Annotated in this window: 12 protein-coding genes; 6 read left to right on the forward strand and 6 right to left on the reverse strand. The window is 44.3% G+C overall.

The genetic code is table 11. From position 1 onward, the window contains the following. The first annotated feature begins 4 nt into the window (after positions 1 to 4). The 3 genes from DUL71_RS04705 to DUL71_RS04715 all read left to right on the forward strand — a co-directional run bounded on the left by DUL71_RS04705 (position 5) and on the right by DUL71_RS04715 (position 5451). Positions 5 to 1885: a protein-disulfide reductase DsbD domain-containing protein gene (locus tag DUL71_RS04705; protein ID WP_114936963.1), complete on the forward strand. Its 1881-nt coding sequence runs from the start codon at positions 5 to 7 to the stop codon at positions 1883 to 1885. Between the two features lie 9 nt (positions 1886 to 1894). Next, a complete protein-coding gene (locus tag DUL71_RS04710) occupies positions 1895 to 2449 on the forward strand; it encodes a TlpA family protein disulfide reductase (RefSeq protein WP_114936964.1) in 555 nt (184 codons plus the stop codon). 146 nt (positions 2450 to 2595) lie between these two features. Continuing rightward, positions 2596 to 5451 (forward strand): M16 family metallopeptidase, encoded by a 2856-nt coding sequence (locus DUL71_RS04715; RefSeq protein ID WP_114936965.1) that lies wholly within the window; start codon positions 2596 to 2598, stop codon positions 5449 to 5451. A gap of 100 nt (positions 5452 to 5551) precedes the next feature. Here the strand turns inward: DUL71_RS04715 and DUL71_RS04720 are convergent, their stop codons facing one another. The 6 genes from DUL71_RS04720 to DUL71_RS04745 all read right to left on the reverse strand — a co-directional run bounded on the left by DUL71_RS04720 (position 5552) and on the right by DUL71_RS04745 (position 10620). After that, entirely contained in the window at positions 5552 to 7567 is a 2016-nt protein-coding gene (locus DUL71_RS04720) for an FAD-dependent oxidoreductase (protein WP_114936966.1), read from the reverse strand. Positions 7568 to 7588: 21 nt separating this feature from the next. Further along, positions 7589 to 8089, reverse strand: coding sequence for a VOC family protein (locus tag DUL71_RS04725; RefSeq protein WP_114936967.1), 501 nt, complete (start codon positions 8087 to 8089; stop codon positions 7589 to 7591). 133 nt (positions 8090 to 8222) lie between these two features. After that, positions 8223 to 8672, reverse strand: a complete 450-nt coding sequence (locus DUL71_RS04730) for an SRPBCC family protein (RefSeq protein ID WP_114936968.1) — start codon at positions 8670 to 8672, stop codon at positions 8223 to 8225. Beyond that, positions 8669 to 8995, reverse strand: coding sequence for an ArsR/SmtB family transcription factor (locus DUL71_RS04735; RefSeq protein WP_114936969.1), 327 nt, complete (start codon positions 8993 to 8995; stop codon positions 8669 to 8671). The genes DUL71_RS04730 and DUL71_RS04735 overlap by 4 nt, the downstream gene beginning before the upstream one ends. Beyond that, entirely contained in the window at positions 8976 to 9425 is a 450-nt protein-coding gene (locus DUL71_RS04740; protein ID WP_114936970.1) for an SRPBCC family protein, read from the reverse strand. The genes DUL71_RS04735 and DUL71_RS04740 overlap by 20 nt, the downstream gene beginning before the upstream one ends. Before the next feature lie 136 nt (positions 9426 to 9561). After that, entirely contained in the window at positions 9562 to 10620 is a 1059-nt protein-coding gene (locus DUL71_RS04745) for an SDR family oxidoreductase (RefSeq protein WP_114937476.1), read from the reverse strand. Positions 10621 to 10718: 98 nt separating this feature from the next. Here DUL71_RS04745 and DUL71_RS04750 point away from each other — a divergent pair, with 98 nt between their 5' ends. The 3 genes from DUL71_RS04750 to DUL71_RS04760 all read left to right on the forward strand — a co-directional run bounded on the left by DUL71_RS04750 (position 10719) and on the right by DUL71_RS04760 (position 15454). Next, entirely contained in the window at positions 10719 to 11510 is a 792-nt protein-coding gene (locus tag DUL71_RS04750) for an AraC family transcriptional regulator (protein ID WP_114936971.1), read from the forward strand. 208 nt (positions 11511 to 11718) lie between these two features. Then, positions 11719 to 14157, forward strand: coding sequence for a TonB-dependent receptor (locus DUL71_RS04755; RefSeq protein ID WP_114937477.1), 2439 nt, complete (start codon positions 11719 to 11721; stop codon positions 14155 to 14157). A 52-nt stretch (positions 14158 to 14209) separates the two neighbouring features. Further along, positions 14210 to 15454: a PepSY-associated TM helix domain-containing protein gene (locus tag DUL71_RS04760; protein WP_114936972.1), complete on the forward strand. Its 1245-nt coding sequence runs from the start codon at positions 14210 to 14212 to the stop codon at positions 15452 to 15454. Positions 15455 to 15587: the final 133 nt, after the last annotated feature.

A 15587-nucleotide genomic window follows, 5' to 3' on the forward strand; every position in this document is an offset into this window, starting at 1 on the left:
GGATATGAAAAAGATCAGTTTGGCTTTGCTGCTTTGCCTTGTGTTTGGCGCGGCCACATTTGCTAATGCAATAAAACATGGAGCAGGTAAAATAGCCCTCCATGTGTTATATGTAGGCTATGACCCTGCAAAACCCAAGCCGGAGCATGTAAATTATTATAGTACGGCTACCGGTGCCATTGACGAGGCATGGAAAACCCGCATGGCCGATTTTAAGGCATTTTTAGAGCAAAGATTTGAAAAGGCTGATGTTGTGGATGTAAGGGATTATGATGCCACGATGTCGGAGAAGGTAGATGTTACCATTCTTGATGCCGGGCCAGTAAAATTGCCTGCCGGTTTTGATCGTCCTATAATTCTGATGCATGAAATGGCCCCAAACGTAGGCTTGCCTATTGGCCTGAAATTCGATTGGTATTGCCAGTGTCTGGAGGACGACGCGCTGAACATTAAAACCAGCCATGCTATATTTAATACACCTATAAAGGTGAATTTGACTTTGGTTAACAGACCTACGCCGGGTTCTTTTTTTAACGGTTTTCAGGGGGCTACAACGCCAAAGGAACTACCTATGTGGAAGGTGATCAAAGAAGATCAGGCTGCTAAGGATAAATACATTATCGGCATGGTAGCCCACGGCGAGGGCTTCAATGATTCGCCCGATGCGGAAGCGATAAGTGGTGGCGTTTGTCTTAAAAATGCCGAGGCTGTGGCATTGGGGCGTCAGGGTAATTATTTTATGTGGGGATTTTCGGGTTCGCCCAATCACATGACTGATGAGGCTAAGGACGTATTGGTGAATACCGTTTGCTACATCAAAAAGTTTGACCATCAGAAACCCATCATGAAAAAAGTGCAGATCGAGAACCGTGAATGGGTTAACGAAATGATCTACCGTACAGATAAGGGACTGTATGAAAAAGCGCTGATTGCCCGAAAAGAGGGTAACGCCCGTTTGCTGAAAATGCAGCAGGAACTTAAAGACCGCAAAGCCAAAGGCGAAGATATTGGCCGTGGAAACGAGATGTTTTTGAAAATGCCCGTTACCGATGATACACAAAGCTTTGATGATTACCTTAAAAGCTGGGCTGGTAGTGGTATGTATGATATGTTTGGTACCAATACCTCAGCTTATCATAAGTACTACCTTGCCAACCTCGAATACTTTTACCCGCTTGATGCTTACTCATTACAGGTTGATGAGGATGCCAAAAAACTGGGTATCTCCAATCGTAAAGTTGAGTTGCTGGAAAAATGTATCAAAATGCTTGAAAAAGGGGAGGAGCCTGCCCTGGCGCAAAGGGTATTGGAAAGGTATACCACCGAAAAATTTGCTTCGGCTAAAGAGTGGCGTGATTGGTTAACCAGGAACAAAGCGAACCTTTATTACACCGAATCGGGTGGTTTCAAATTCATGGTCAATACCTATAAAACTGAAACCGCAGCCGTTGTGCCGGCACCAACCGGCGACATTAAAACTGCAAATGCAGTAATAATACCAACCCGTACCGATCCGGTGGCAGTGAGCGCCACATTAGTTGATGAGGCAAACGGGAAAAAACAGGTGGTTGTTAAAGCTGATATTTTACAAGGCTGGCATATTTACGCGTATGTGCCCAAAGACAGCCCTTTTATTACCACGCAACCTATTATTGAATTGCCCAAAGGCATAACCAGCACCGAATGGCAAACATCAGCCGGGGTACCATTTACCGGTGGCGAAGGCATGTTTGTGTGGGAAGACAAGGCAACTTTTAAAACGGAAATAAGCGCGGCCTCATTAAAGCCCGGTATGGTAATTAAATGCGGGCTTTACTACCAGGTTTGTGATAACAACAAATGTTTCCCGCCAAAAAGAAAAATAATTGAAATACAGGTTTTATAATCCGGCCCTATGAAAATAAATTTTAAAAGGTTGATGCTGGTAACACCGGTAGCACTTGCCTTAAGCACAGGATGGAAGGCAGACGGAAAAGCTTCATCATCAAAACGGGATACGGTTGCCGCCAGTCAAAATCTGACTGTTGGAAAACCATTGCCGGTTTTTGAGTTACAAACTGCAGATGGTAAAACCATCAAATTGTCATCGGTTAAAGGCAAAGTGGTACTTGTTGATTTCTGGGCGTCGTGGTGTATGCCCTGCCGGGCCGCTATTCCGCACCTTAAAGAGTTATATAAACAGTACCACACTAAAGGATTTGAGATACTTAGCATTTCGATAGATCAGAACAGCAAAGCCTGGAAAAACGCGATGCTTAAAGAAGCTATGCCGTGGCAGCAGGGAATTGATAGGTACGAGGAAGGTAAAGACGCATCAATAATGATGTCGGCCTTAGGGATCCAGTCTGTACCATTTGCTATTATGCTTGATGCCGGAGGGAAGGTGATACTGGTTAACCCGGCTGCTGCCGATATGGACGGGTATCTGAAAGATACATTTAATAAATAAAAGACATTAACAGGATTGCGTTTAGCAACCTTTAAAGAAGCTTTCGGGCGTTTTCATCAGTTTAGTTAGTTTAATTTTCCGGAGAGCCGGTTTTAATACCGGCTCTTTTTTAAATTAGCGCTGAATCCTAATCCGATAAACAAAATATGAAAAGCATAAAAAGTACTATTTTACTGGCCAGCGTGGGCCTTGCCCTCAGTTGGTCGTTTCAGGCAGCTCCTACATGGGCGCAGGTAAGCAAACCTAAAATAACAAAGGCCGCAGCAGAAAAGAACCTGCCTCTTGACCCGGCGGTACGCACGGGCAAACTTCCAAACGGTTTTACCTACTATATCCGCCATAACGAAGAACCCAAAAAGCGTGTTACATTTTACCTGGCCAACAAAATTGGTTCGGTATTGGAAGATGACAGCCAGCGCGGCCTTGCTCACTTTATGGAGCACATGAGCTTTAACGGCACCAAGCATTTTCCTAAAAATGAGCTGGTGAGTTACCTGCAAAAATCTGGTGTACGTTTCGGGGCCGATTTAAATGCATACACTTCATTTGATGAAACGGTATATCAATTGCCTATCCCGTCAGATAATCCTGAGATCGTGAAAAACGGCATTCAGATCATGCGCGACTGGGCCCAGGACGCTACTTTAGATCCCACAGAGATTGATAAAGAGCGCGGTGTTGTGCTGGAAGAAAAACGTTTGGGTAAAGGCGCACAGGAACGCATGCAAAGGGCTTACCTGCCGATAATCCTGAACCACTCGCGTTATTCGCTACGCCTGCCTATCGGTACGGATGAAGTGCTGAATAACTTTAAACCAGAAACCATCAAACGTTTTTATCACGATTGGTACCGTCCGGATTTGCAGGCCTTAATAGTAGTAGGCGATATCGATGTTAATGAGATGGAGAAAATCGTTAAAGCCAAGTTTAGCGATCTGAAGAAACCGTCTCCTGAAAAGCCTCGTACTAAATATACAGTGCCGTTGACCGGGCAAAATCAGTTTATTGCCATTACCGATAAGGAGATGACGGTTACTGTAGCGCAGGTGTTCATGAAACAACCGGCGCTTGATCTGCATACCGCTTCTCAATACCGTCAAAGCATTATCCGTGGTTTATTCAACAGGATGTCTGGCGCCCGTTATGCTGAGATCATGCGTCAGGCTAATCCGCCATATTTACAGGGTGGTGCCGACCTGAGTGGCTTTTTAGGAGGATTAGATACCTATAGCGTATACGCGGTGGCGAAACCTGGCGAGCTTGAAAAAGGTTTCAAAACTGCCTGGCGCGAAACAGAAAGAATTAAGCGTTTTGGCTTTACCCAAACCGAACTTGACCGTGCCAAGCAAAGTTTCCTGAGCGATATGGAATCGGCACTGAAAGAAAAAAACAAAACCAATTCCGATAGCTACGTGAACGAATACCTGCAATACTTTTTAAAGGGTACTGCAGCTCCGGGTATCAGCTATGAGTATGACCTGGTAAAAAATGACCTGCCTGGCATAGCGCTAAGCGAGGTGAATGCCGTTACCAAAACATCTATCAAAAACAGCAATCGTGATGTGATGCTGCTTGCGCCTGAAAAGGATAAAGCCACTCTGCCATCAGAAACAGTGGTTAACACCTGGATAAAGGATGTTGAAGCAGAAGACCTGAAACCTTATAATGATGAGGTGAGCAAACAAGCGTTGTTAGCCAATGCGCCTGTAGCCGGCAAAATCACAGTCGAAACCAAAGATGCCGCACTGGGCACAACAACCCTTACGCTAAGCAATGGTATCAAGGTAGTATTAAAACCAACCGACTTTAAAGATAACGAGATCTTGTTCAGTGCTTCTGCACCGGGTGGTACATCGCTTTACAGCGATGCTGATTTTGAATCGGCTAAAAACGCGTCGGGGATGGTAGAATCATTTGGCGTAGGTAACTATAATCCTACACAATTAGAAAAATACCTCTCTGGCAAACAGCTAAGTGTTAGCCCGTACATTAGCGAGCGTACACAGGGCGTTAGCGGAAGCTCAACCCCTAAAGACCTGGAAACCGCCTTTGAGCTTATTTACGGATACTTAACTGAACCACGTAAAGACGCCGACCTTTTTCAGGGTATTATCACCAGCTCAAAAGCCGGGCTTGCTAACAGGTTGAACGATCCTAATGCTGTGTTCCAGGATACTTTAAGCGCTGTATTGGGTAATCATAACGTTCGTCGTACCGGTCCAAGCATCGCCAAGATCGATCAGATCAACCTTGATCGTGAGTATGCTATTTATAATGAGCGTTTTGCTGATGCATCGGGTATGACCTTCACTTTTGTTGGTAATATCGACATTGAAAAAATTAAACCGCTGCTTGAAAAATATATAGCCTCATTACCGGCTAAAAACCTGGGCGAACAGGCTAAAGACTTAGGGATCCACATCCCGGAAGGGCAGATAGCTAAAAATGTATACAAAGGTTCGGAACCTAAAGCGTCTGTTGATTTGATCTGGTCTGGCCAGTTTGAATACAGTGCTGCCGAAAAGATCCAGCTGGATGCTTTGAAAGAGTGTTTGGAGATCAGGCTGATTGAGCGTTTAAGGGAAGATGAAAGTGGTGTTTACTCACCGGGTGCGTTTGCCAATAACAGCAAGTTCCCTACGCAACGTTATTCTATATTCGTTTACTTCGGTTGCGATCCTAAAAATGCCGATAAGCTGGTAGCATCAACCCTGGATGAAATCAGCAAGATCAAAACCAATGGCCCGGCACAGGTAAACATTGATAAATGGCGTGCTGAGAGTATCCGTAGCCGTGAAACTGCGGTACGTACCAACGGTTTCTGGTTGGGTTATATTGGCGGGCAGATTAACGACAAGGAAGACCTGCACCAGTTAGATACCTATGTTAAGGATTTAAATAGCGTAACTGTAGAAAGCGTAAAAGCTACCGCACAAAAATACCTGAGCGGCAAAAACTACATCCGTATGCAATTGCTTCCGGAAGCAACTGCCGGTAAATAATAAAAAGCGCTATCCGTAAGGAAAAGGCCTGAAAACTGCACCCAGACTACATAAGTATGATCTGGGTGCTTTTTTGTTTATATGATTATTGCTTGTCTGACTAAAGCTTTTTGGATGGCACAAACAGAATAGCATCGGCGGCTGTAGCTCCGTCAGCGTCCTCAGTGCTGATTTCTACATAGGGTTGTTGTCCTTTGGATAGAGCAAAGCTGCCCAGTGCAATCCATTCGCCTGAGGTTTGCCCGGCAACTTCAAGAGATGCGACGTCGATAGTTTTTTCATTCAGCTGTTTACCATCAAAAATCTTAATCATCGTTTTAGTCGATGCTTTCTTAACCTTTGGGAAATAGGCATAAACGCTGTAGTTTCCACTCGTCTTTATTTCAGGCAGGTATTTTATCGATTTGCTTTCGCCGGAACTCGCGGTATCGAGCAAGTATGAAGGGCCGTAACCTCCCGATTTTTCTTTTTGCCAGTCGCCTGTAATCTGGCAGTGCGCGGTGTCGTCATTATCTACCAAAACTTCGGGTATGCTGCCATCGGCAAATGGGTTATCACGTAGTTGCTGACGGATCAATGTTACATCAACCTGTTGCACAGTTGCGCCTTTGTCTATGGCCATGCAAGCGGCAACCGCGGCCGATTGCCCGAGTACCATGAATACAGGTTCCATGCGGATAGAGCCGTAAGCGATATGGGTTGCTGACAGGCAAACCGGTACCAGGAGGTTAGTTGCCTCCGCCTTTTTAGGAGTAATGGCACGGTAAGATACCGGGTAGGGGCCGAAGCCACCCACTTCTACGTTGCCTTCATTTTTTGTCATGCCGTTGATAACCTGGCGGTCGCAATTGTGCGAATCCATGGTATAGGCAGCCATGCCAACGCCGTCCCTCACGGTCTCCCGACCCTGGCAGTGATGCTGGGTCATGATCAGTTCTCCCTTCATTCGGCGGGCTTCGCGAATGTAAAGCTGAGGACTGAAGTGCTGATGATCTGTAAACTCATCTTTAGGATAGCCCCATTGCAGCATCTGCTCCCTCACTGGTTCGGGTACAGAAGCATCATGGCCAACAAAGTAGAGTAAACCTTTGGTGTAATCCTCATGTGCTTTGATGATCTGCTCTCGTTTAGCATAGTCAGCATCAGGATAATCCCAGTTCATCCCGATCATGTCGGTAGAAAAACCGCCCAGATTATTAATATCTGTTTTTCCGTTGGGCATGTTGCTCAAAAATAAAATATCGGTAAATGATTTCCAGGGTTTCAATTGCTTTAACCGCTTCAGCAGCTCATACCGTTCCGGGTTATAATTGTCCGGCCTGGTTATGGGGATCCTGTTTTCGGGAACGTTGGTTAAGGTTATACGATAGTTATAGGCCTGGATTTTTTTATCACCGCTGCCATTAGGTCGAACATTACCTTGGTTGATGCCCCATAACAGACCACTGTTAGCATCGCCAGGTATTTTATGGGGATCAATTCCATCGGGCATCTGATGACCATCCACCACCTGAACGCCATCGATGGTTTCGTTATACTCACTATTGGCCTCCCGACCGGTAGAATAAGATACACCAGCCCTCGCCATCAGGTCGCCCTCATAGGAGCAGTCGATAAACATAATTGCTTTAATGGTGCGGTAGGATATTTTGCCGGGATGTACAGAGTCTTCGGTGGTAATACTAATGATCTTATTGCCTTGTTTTTGTGCCGATACGATACGGGTGCTTTTTAAAACTTTGAAACCGGCCCGGTTTACATAATCATCAAATATTTTTTCGGCCACTTTAGGCTCAAATATCCATTGCTCAAACCTGCCGTAATTGGCCCCAATCCGGCGATAAAAATCGCGTGCAAGGCCAGTCACTACATATTTATTCCCAATATCGGTAAAACCGAGGCCTCCGCTCGACATTCCGCCCAAGTGTAGCCCTGGCTCAATCAGCAGCACTTGTTTGCCCATCTTTTTAGCCGTATAAGCAGCTATGACTCCGGCAGAAGTCCCGCCATAAACGCATACCTCGGTGTTAAGTACAGGTATTGATGCTGTGGAGGTGTTAACTGTTATGAACAATATTGGCAGGCAAAGCCAGGTGATTTTGAACAGGTTTTTCATGCAGGTAGAGTTTGCTGGGCGTTATTTAGTAGTGTTGCTTCCCATTTTAGCGTACCCTACATCATTGGGTTCCCACAATTCAATTTTATTACCTTCCGGATCCATCAGATGTACAAAATCACCATAGCTTGTTTTTTCTACGCTATCGGTAGGTAGGATACCTGCCGCTTTCATTTGGGCTAAAAGCTGGGTTAAGCCTTCAACACGGTAATTGATCATGAATTGCTTTTCAGAAGGCTGAAAGTATTTGGTGGTTTCTTTAAATGGCGCCCATACGGTAAATCCCTTTTTTGTGCTGTCCATGCCCTGGTGCCACTCAAAATTTGCACCGTAATCGCCAACCCTGATTCCGAGGTTCTTGCTGTACCAGGCTTCTAAAGCCTTAGGATCTTTGGCCTTAAAGAAAATGCCGCCAAGGCCCGTTACCCGCGGGCCTTTGTTTACAGGATTGGTTAAACGATTGAAACTATAGCCCAGCAAAAAGGCTACACAAAACAGCCCGAGGAGCAGAAACTTTTTCATGTTAATGTTTTAGTCTAAAGATAACATATAAATGAATTGACCGGGTAAACGAGGAATATTGTTTCTGGTCAATTAGGCACATAAGAAGATTTACGAAGTTTTTAAAACTTCGTAAATCTGGGATTAATATAAACTAACTTTCTTTAGGATTGGGTTCGCCTTTACCCGTGGTGATCAGGTTATACAGGCTGCCTGTAATGTAACCAGTCCATGCGTCTGAACAAACCTCATAGCACTCATGTTGAGGGACTAAACCCTGATGCATGAATTGGATTTGCGTTTTGCCGTCTTTTTCAGAAATTTCAAAAATTACTTTTGTGCCTTTCCATTCCGTTTGATCTTTGGTGAAGCTGAAATAGTTGTCCAGTACAAGCCAAACTACTTTTTGGTTGGGAATAACTTCTATGAGCTTCATGGTGCAGCGATGGAGGTCACGGGCTTTATAGGTAAACTCATCGTTGAGTTTTTCCGTACCGCCTTTAACTTCTTCCGACCACCATCCGCGAACGTTATTGATAGCGTCAAATGCCTCTTTAGGCGATTTATCTACCGCTATAGTTACAGTTAAATCCTGATCTTTCATTTTTTATTTAAATTATCATTCATTAATGCTCCCAGCTTATCCAGTTTATCGCCCCAGAACTTATCATAGTAAGCCAGCCACTCATTAAGTTCTTTAAAGCCATCCTGTTTTAAAATGCAATGCCTTTCCCTGCCAATGTCCTGAATTTCAATAAAGCCGGCATGGTAAAGCACTTTGATATGCTTTGAAACGGCGGGACGGCTCATATCAAAGTTTTCGGCCAGCGAATTAATCGTGCTACTGTCTTTCGAAAGCAGGTGCAATATTTGTCTTCTGCTGGGGTCGGCAATTACCTGGAATACATCAAGCCTGTGCTGCTCCATCTTTTTCAGCGTTTATAGCATTCAGTATTTTATGCATATTGCTTAACCAGCCTTTTTCCATCGATGTAAGTATCAACGGACTTACAGCGCCGGCAAAGTCACGGTGTACCAGCAAAAGTTCGGTCCCGTTATCTTTTTCAGTAAGCGTCCAGTTCACTGTCGAGTCGCACAGTTCACCATTGCCAGGGCCAAACTTCCATGAATATGAAAGTTTTTTGTGTGGGATAACTTCCAGGATCTTGCAATAAAAAATTCCGTCAAAATCCATTTCAGGCATGGGTTTAGCCCTCAATTGAAATTCATGGCCTAATATAGGCTTCAGATCGCCGGGCATTAGCCACTGGCTTATCAGCTCCTGGTTTGTAATGTACTCCCAAACCACCTCGGGTGGGTGAGGATAAAATAATTGGTGTTGAATGATTTTTGCCATAATAGGTAACTTTTAGGTTACTCAAAGTTATATGTAACTTTTGGGTTACGCAAATTTATTTTCATTTTTTTTAACTCTTATAGCATGCTATTGCTCTGGCAGAAACTATTTCTTTGAAATACCGGGGCATGATGATTCAGGGTATAATCTTTTTTACCCGGAGTTCATTAAACAGGTCATAGAACATCTGTTCGGTATCAATAAATTCGTGAAAGCCCATGCGCCTTGCCTTGGTACCATCGGCAAAAAAATCGTAATCCCATGAAAATACAAAGTCGCCGAATGCCCATGATGATAGCTGGCGGTAACTATGCGGTGCAAGGTTGTATTTTTCCCGAATAGCTTCCCATTGCGGTTCTTTATCGGCCATAATAGTTTGCAGTGGCATTTGAAGCGGCGGTGCTGTTTCCATTTTAAAGTAAGCCGCAATTTTAGGCCAAAGCTCGGTCCATCTAAATAAATCACCATTGTTGATATTAAAAGCTTGGTTTACTGCAGCCTGAGTAGTGGCCGCCCACACAGTAGCCTTAGCCAGTAAGGTGGCATCTGTTATTTCCAACAGTTTATCATAAGCGCCCGGTTTACCTGGAAAACGAAGCGGCAGGCCAAGCTCTTTTGAAATTGTTGCGTATAGCGCAATCACCAGGGCCAGGTTCATAGGGTTACCTATAGCCGTACCGCCGACTACTGATGGGCGAATAGCCGACCACGACCATTTTTTACCTTGCTGCTGTTTCTCCAGAAAAATTTGCTGATCTACATTAAATTCGGGGGGCATGTGTCCTGCGTCACTTTCCTTTGCAGGTGTTTTAAATGGGCCAAAGTGCGCGCCGTATACCTTGTATCCTTGCATAAGGCTGATGTGCTGCAGATTGTAGGCAATGGGCTCAATTGCTAAAACAACGTTCATCAGCATAGCAAGGTTGGGTTGTACCAGTTCGGCCCATGTGGGTTTGTCTTGATAGGCGGCGTAAAATATGTGTGTAACGTCAGTTAACACACTGAGTTTTTGCTTATAGTCGTTTTCATCCAGTAAATCCACTGCTATGTTGCGGATATTCCCGTTGTTTGAGCCGCCGCGGCGGGATAATGCGATAATGTTCCAATTGTTAAGTCCTTCAAGGTAATTTATCAAATTGCTGCCTATCACGCCGTTGGCGCCAACAACAAGAGCTGTGTTTTTTTTAGTTTTCATTTTTTTTGTGTTTGATAACAAATATTTGTTGATCAAAATTGGGTAAAAGCCATAAGTCGAAATTGTAATTATCTGTGATAATATGGTATATTTCCGCTATGGAACGTTATCGGCAATTTGAACCTGTGCTGATTTCTGATTTTGAGACGGGAAAATGGTCTCATCCCGAACATAATCATAACCATTATGAATTGATCTATATCAAAAAGGGGGTAGGTGCGCACATCATAAACAGGTTAAGTGTTAGTTACAATGCCGGGGACGTGTTTTTACTGGGGCCGGAAGAATCTCATTATTTTGAGATAGAAGAACCCACGCGGTTTATCTACCTGAAATTTACCGATCTGTATATTCATCAGGCGGGCGACAAGACAAGCCATGGTGTCCAAAATCTTGAATACCTGATCAAAAGCAGGGAAACACATTTATCAGGCTTTGCATTAAATAACTCTGACAGGCACACTATTGAGATGATCTTTAATGTAATAGTTTCCTTAAAGCATGATATGTTTTTAAATGAGCAGCTTATTTGGATGCAGATTATCGCGTTATCGGCTGTTTTACAGAGAAATATGCCTGAGTTAAAGAAGCCAGCTAACGGCAGTAAAGATATGCAGGCCATCTTTTGTTATATTCATAAACACATTTACGAACCCAGGTTGCTTAAACTGCCGGTGATGGCAGCCAGCTTCAATATCGCCGGCGAATACATAGGGCCTTATTTTAAAAGGAATACCGGTGTTACGCTACGCGATTACATTCGCGACTATCGCAATGAATTAATTAAACAGCGAATAGCCAGTGGTAGGTATAATCTTAAACAAATTGCCGCCGAGTTTGGATTAACAGATGAAAGTCACGTCAGTAAAATCGTTCATAAGGCTTTGTAAATCTGATTAATACCAGTAGTAATCTTGATTTTATTTGGACTGATTCTAAATAAGTTGTTTCTTTGCGCTAAATCCTGTTAGCAATGAACATCAACGCACCCCCCTGAAGGTTCTTATAAAACAAAAATCCCGATGCTCCGTCGCCAAACTTTACATCGGGTTAATGTTAACCGATCCTTTTAATCCATTAATCATTTCACTCAAAATTATGAAATCTGTTTTACTCTGCAGTAAACGGTCAAACTTTACTTCACTATTATTTCAACATTTTTACTTTTTATTAATCCTTCTGTCTTTTTCAACTTTCACAGCCAAGGCTGATGATGGTGCAACCGGTAGCATAAAAGGTAAGGTTACCACAGCCGATGGCCAGCCAGCAATAGGCATTACCGTAGCATTAAAAAATACAACTTATGGTGCCCTTACAGATGCCGATGGTCGTTATGCTATTGGTAAGATCAAGCCCGGAAGCTACACCATCCGTGTATCTGCGGTGGGCCTTGCACCCGAAGAGCAATCTGTAACCGTGGCCTCTGGCAGTACCCAAACGCTTGATTTTATGCTGAAAGAAAATGCCAGCATATTAAAAGAGGTAGCCATTACCGGCGCTAAAAGCCGCTATAAAGCAGATGTGCCCTCCAACTCTATCCGTCTAAATGAACCTTTGCTGGAGGCACCTCAAAACATCCAGGTAATTACTTCACAAACCCTTTCCGATCAGCAGGTGATCTCCATGAGCGATGGTGTTACCCGTAATGTGAGTGGTGCAACCCGCCTGGAGCACTGGGGCGATCTGTATACCCGTGTAAATATGCGCGGTAGCCGTGCAGCGGCATTTCGCAACGGTATGAACGTAACTTCAAACTGGGGCCCGCTTAGCGAAGATATGAGCTTTGTTGACCGTATTGAATTTGTAAAAGGTCCGGCCGGCTTTATGATGAGCAATGGCGAGCCAAGCGGTATCTACAACGTGGTTACCAAAAAGCCTACCGGCCGCGATTTTAACGGCGAAGCTACCATGACCATGGGTAGCTATGACCTGTATCGTGCCACATTAGATCTGGATGGTAAAGCCACTAAATCGGGCAGCCTCTCTTATCGTTTAAACTTAATGGATCAAACCAAAAACTCGTTCCGTAATTATGAGTTTAATGATCGTTTCAGCATAGCACCCGTACTTACCTGGAAAGTTGATGATAAAACCTCACTTACCTTTGAGTATACCTATCAGCACGCCAAATTATCAAACCTTGGTTCGTACTATGTTTTTGCAACCCAGGGCTATGCTATAAAACCCCGCGATTTTACCATAACAGAGCCGGGTATAGCACCTACTTATGTTAAAGATAACAGTGCATTTATCTACCTCAACCACCAGATTGATGAACACTGGAAACTAACAGGTCAGTTGGGTTATTTCAACTACCAGCAGCAGGGAAGCTCGGCCTGGGTAAACAGTGTAAAAGCTAATGGCGATCTGATCAGGAGTGTTAGTATCTGGGATGCATCAAACGTGATGAAATTTGGCCAGGTATTTTTAAATGGCGATGTACAAACCGGAGCGGTGCGTCACCGGATATTGGGTGGCCTTGACCTGGGCAACAAACAATATATTGCCGATTGGGGACAAGGCGGCGCTATTGACAGCGATGCTAAACCTTTTAATATCAACAACCCGGTTTATAACCAGCCTGCCTTAGGTTTACCGGTATTTGACAGGTCGAAGCCTCTTGCACAACGTGGCGCGGGTAACCTTTCAAGTCAATCGTACACTGGCGTATACGGTCAGGATGAATTGGGCTTTTTTGATAATGTACTACGTGTAACCCTTGCCGGCCGTTATACTTATGTAAAAGAGATCAATTACCTTGCTGGCCGCAATCAGAAGAAATTTACACCCCGTTTTGGTGTAAGTGTAAATATCGATAGGCAAACATCCGTATATGGTTTATACGATCAGTCATTTGTGCCGCAAAGCGCCTTGATCCGTGATGGCAGCTTACCAAAGCCTATCACCGGTAACAACCTGGAAGCCGGTATTAAACGCGATTGGTTTGACGGCAGTTGGAGCACTACTTTATCTGCTTACCGTATCCTTAAAAACAACACCCTTACCGCCGACCCTGATAACAAAGGTTCAGAAGGTTTTGTGATAGATGTGGGCCAAACCAAAACCCAGGGTATTGAGTTTGATACCCGCGGACAGATCTTCAGTGGTCTTTCATTAGTAGCCAACTATGCTTATACCGATTCAAAGATCTCAAAAACCGGCGGTGCGGCTAACCTGCCTGCTACGGCTGTTGTTGGCGCCAAAGTTCCGGGCTATGCCAAGCATAACATCAATGCGTCATTAACTTATACCATACAAAACGGCCCGTTGAAAAATAGCGGTATTTATGCCGGTGCAACCTACCAGGGCGACCGTACCACCTGGACCTGGAACGCCAGCAGTGGTCAGTTGCAATTGCCAGATTATTATAAGTTTGACGGCGGCCTGTTCTGGGGTAAAGATCATATCAAGATAAGCGCTAACGTGTACAATCTGCTTGATAAATACCTGTACAGCGGCGCGGCTTATGCCACTTATTATTATTGGCAGGCAGAAGCAGGACGTAACTACCGCCTTGGCATCAGCTATCGTTTCTAAAAAAATTATTCACCTGCAGGCCGGGATCCCGGCCTGCCTTTTTTAGTTCAGTATGCTTAAAACTGCTACTCCGGCCAAAGCCGTTAAACCCAAAAAGAAAGGCGACTCACTGTTTAAAAGGATCTCCGCGTGGCTGCACCTGTGGCTTGGGCTTTTTTCGGGAATTATTGTGGTGATTGTAAGTATTACAGGCGCCATTTATGTTTTTGAAAAAGAGATCCGCAGTGTAACCGAACCCTGGACGCACGTGCAGCCGCAAAATAAAAAAATGCTGCCGCCTTCGGCGTTGACAGATATCGCTGTTAAAACTGTGCCAGGTATGAAACCTACCGCGCTAAATTACGGACTGCCAGATCAGTCTGCCGCGGCGGTTTCTTACAGCCGTAAAACAGGTTTGCTGATAACCGTTTTTATTGATCCCTACAGCGGCCGTGTATTGAAAAAAACGACTACAGATTTTGTGGGTAACAAGGGTGATTTTGATTTCTTTAGGTTTATACTGCACGGGCACCGTGCCTTGTGGTTGCCATATCCCATTGGCCGACCGATAATTGGGGTAGCCATATTGATTTTTGTAGTGCTATTGCTATCGGGCCTTGTGCTGTGGTGGCCCAAAAAGTGGACTAAAGCCACTCGTGACAAAAGCTTTAAAGTAAAGTGGAGCGCCAGCTTTAAGCGGGTAAATTACGACCTGCATAATGTTTTTGGTTTTTACAGCATGTTGTTGCTGCTCATCATAGCTTTAACGGGCCTGGTTTGGAGTTTTCAATGGGTAAGTAAATCGGTATATTGGGCTACATCCGGAGGTAAATCATTAACCGAAGAAACCGCCATGGTATCGGATACCACCACAAAGCTTTCTTTTAACATGGCATCCGTAGATAAATTATGGAACCAGATTGCCATACAAGATAAGCCAGAGGGCTTTTATATTAATTTACCCCGTCAAAAAGCAGATTTGGTTGAGGTGATAGCCTACCTGCGTTTGGGCACTTACTATAAAACCAATATTTACAATTTTGATCAATACACACTGAAGCCGATTAAATCGGCAGGGCCATACTCCGGGCGCTATGCTGATGCCGGTGCTGCCGATAAATTGCGCCGTATGAACTACGATATTCATGTTGGTGCTATATTGGGTATTCCGGGTAAGGTGGTAGCGTTTTTCCTGGCGATGGTGTCTGCCAGTTTGCCTATAACCGGTTTTTATATTTGGTGGGGAAAGCGTAATAAAAAGCCAATTGTAAAGCCACAGCGGCTTAAAAAGGTGCGGTCTGAATTAGTTATTCAATAAAAGGGATCGAGATAGACCATAAAGCGTCATTGCGAGGAACGAAGTAATCGCCTATAAGGAGGTTCGCCCTGTATAGTTTGAGATTGCTTCGTACCTCGCAATGACGCTTTTTTTAATGAAGCCAAGACTTACG

It is taken from the genome of Mucilaginibacter endophyticus, from assembly GCF_003351025.1.
GTDB lineage: Bacteria > Bacteroidota > Bacteroidia > Sphingobacteriales > Sphingobacteriaceae > Mucilaginibacter > Mucilaginibacter endophyticus.

Excerpts from the sequence above, each read along its gene's own strand:
- DUL71_RS04705 (WP_114936963.1), top strand. The coding sequence starts at position 5 with ATGAAAAAGATCAGTTTGGCTTTGCTGCTTTGCCTTGTGTTTGGCGCG.
- DUL71_RS04710 (WP_114936964.1), top strand. The coding sequence starts at position 1,895 with ATGAAAATAAATTTTAAAAGGTTGATGCTGGTAACACCGGTAGCACTT.
- DUL71_RS04715 (WP_114936965.1), top strand. The coding sequence starts at position 2,596 with ATGAAAAGCATAAAAAGTACTATTTTACTGGCCAGCGTGGGCCTTGCC.
- DUL71_RS04720 (WP_114936966.1), bottom strand. The coding sequence starts at position 7,567 with ATGAAAAACCTGTTCAAAATCACCTGGCTTTGCCTGCCAATATTGTTC.
- DUL71_RS04725 (WP_114936967.1), bottom strand. The coding sequence starts at position 8,089 with ATGAAAAAGTTTCTGCTCCTCGGGCTGTTTTGTGTAGCCTTTTTGCTG.
- DUL71_RS04730 (WP_114936968.1), bottom strand. The coding sequence starts at position 8,672 with ATGAAAGATCAGGATTTAACTGTAACTATAGCGGTAGATAAATCGCCT.
- DUL71_RS04735 (WP_114936969.1), bottom strand. The coding sequence starts at position 8,995 with ATGGAGCAGCACAGGCTTGATGTATTCCAGGTAATTGCCGACCCCAGC.
- DUL71_RS04740 (WP_114936970.1), bottom strand. The coding sequence starts at position 9,425 with ATGGCAAAAATCATTCAACACCAATTATTTTATCCTCACCCACCCGAG.
- DUL71_RS04745 (WP_114937476.1), bottom strand. The coding sequence starts at position 10,620 with ATGAAAACTAAAAAAAACACAGCTCTTGTTGTTGGCGCCAACGGCGTG.
- DUL71_RS04750 (WP_114936971.1), top strand. The coding sequence starts at position 10,719 with ATGGAACGTTATCGGCAATTTGAACCTGTGCTGATTTCTGATTTTGAG.
- DUL71_RS04755 (WP_114937477.1), top strand. The coding sequence starts at position 11,719 with ATGAAATCTGTTTTACTCTGCAGTAAACGGTCAAACTTTACTTCACTA.
- DUL71_RS04760 (WP_114936972.1), top strand. The coding sequence starts at position 14,210 with ATGCTTAAAACTGCTACTCCGGCCAAAGCCGTTAAACCCAAAAAGAAA.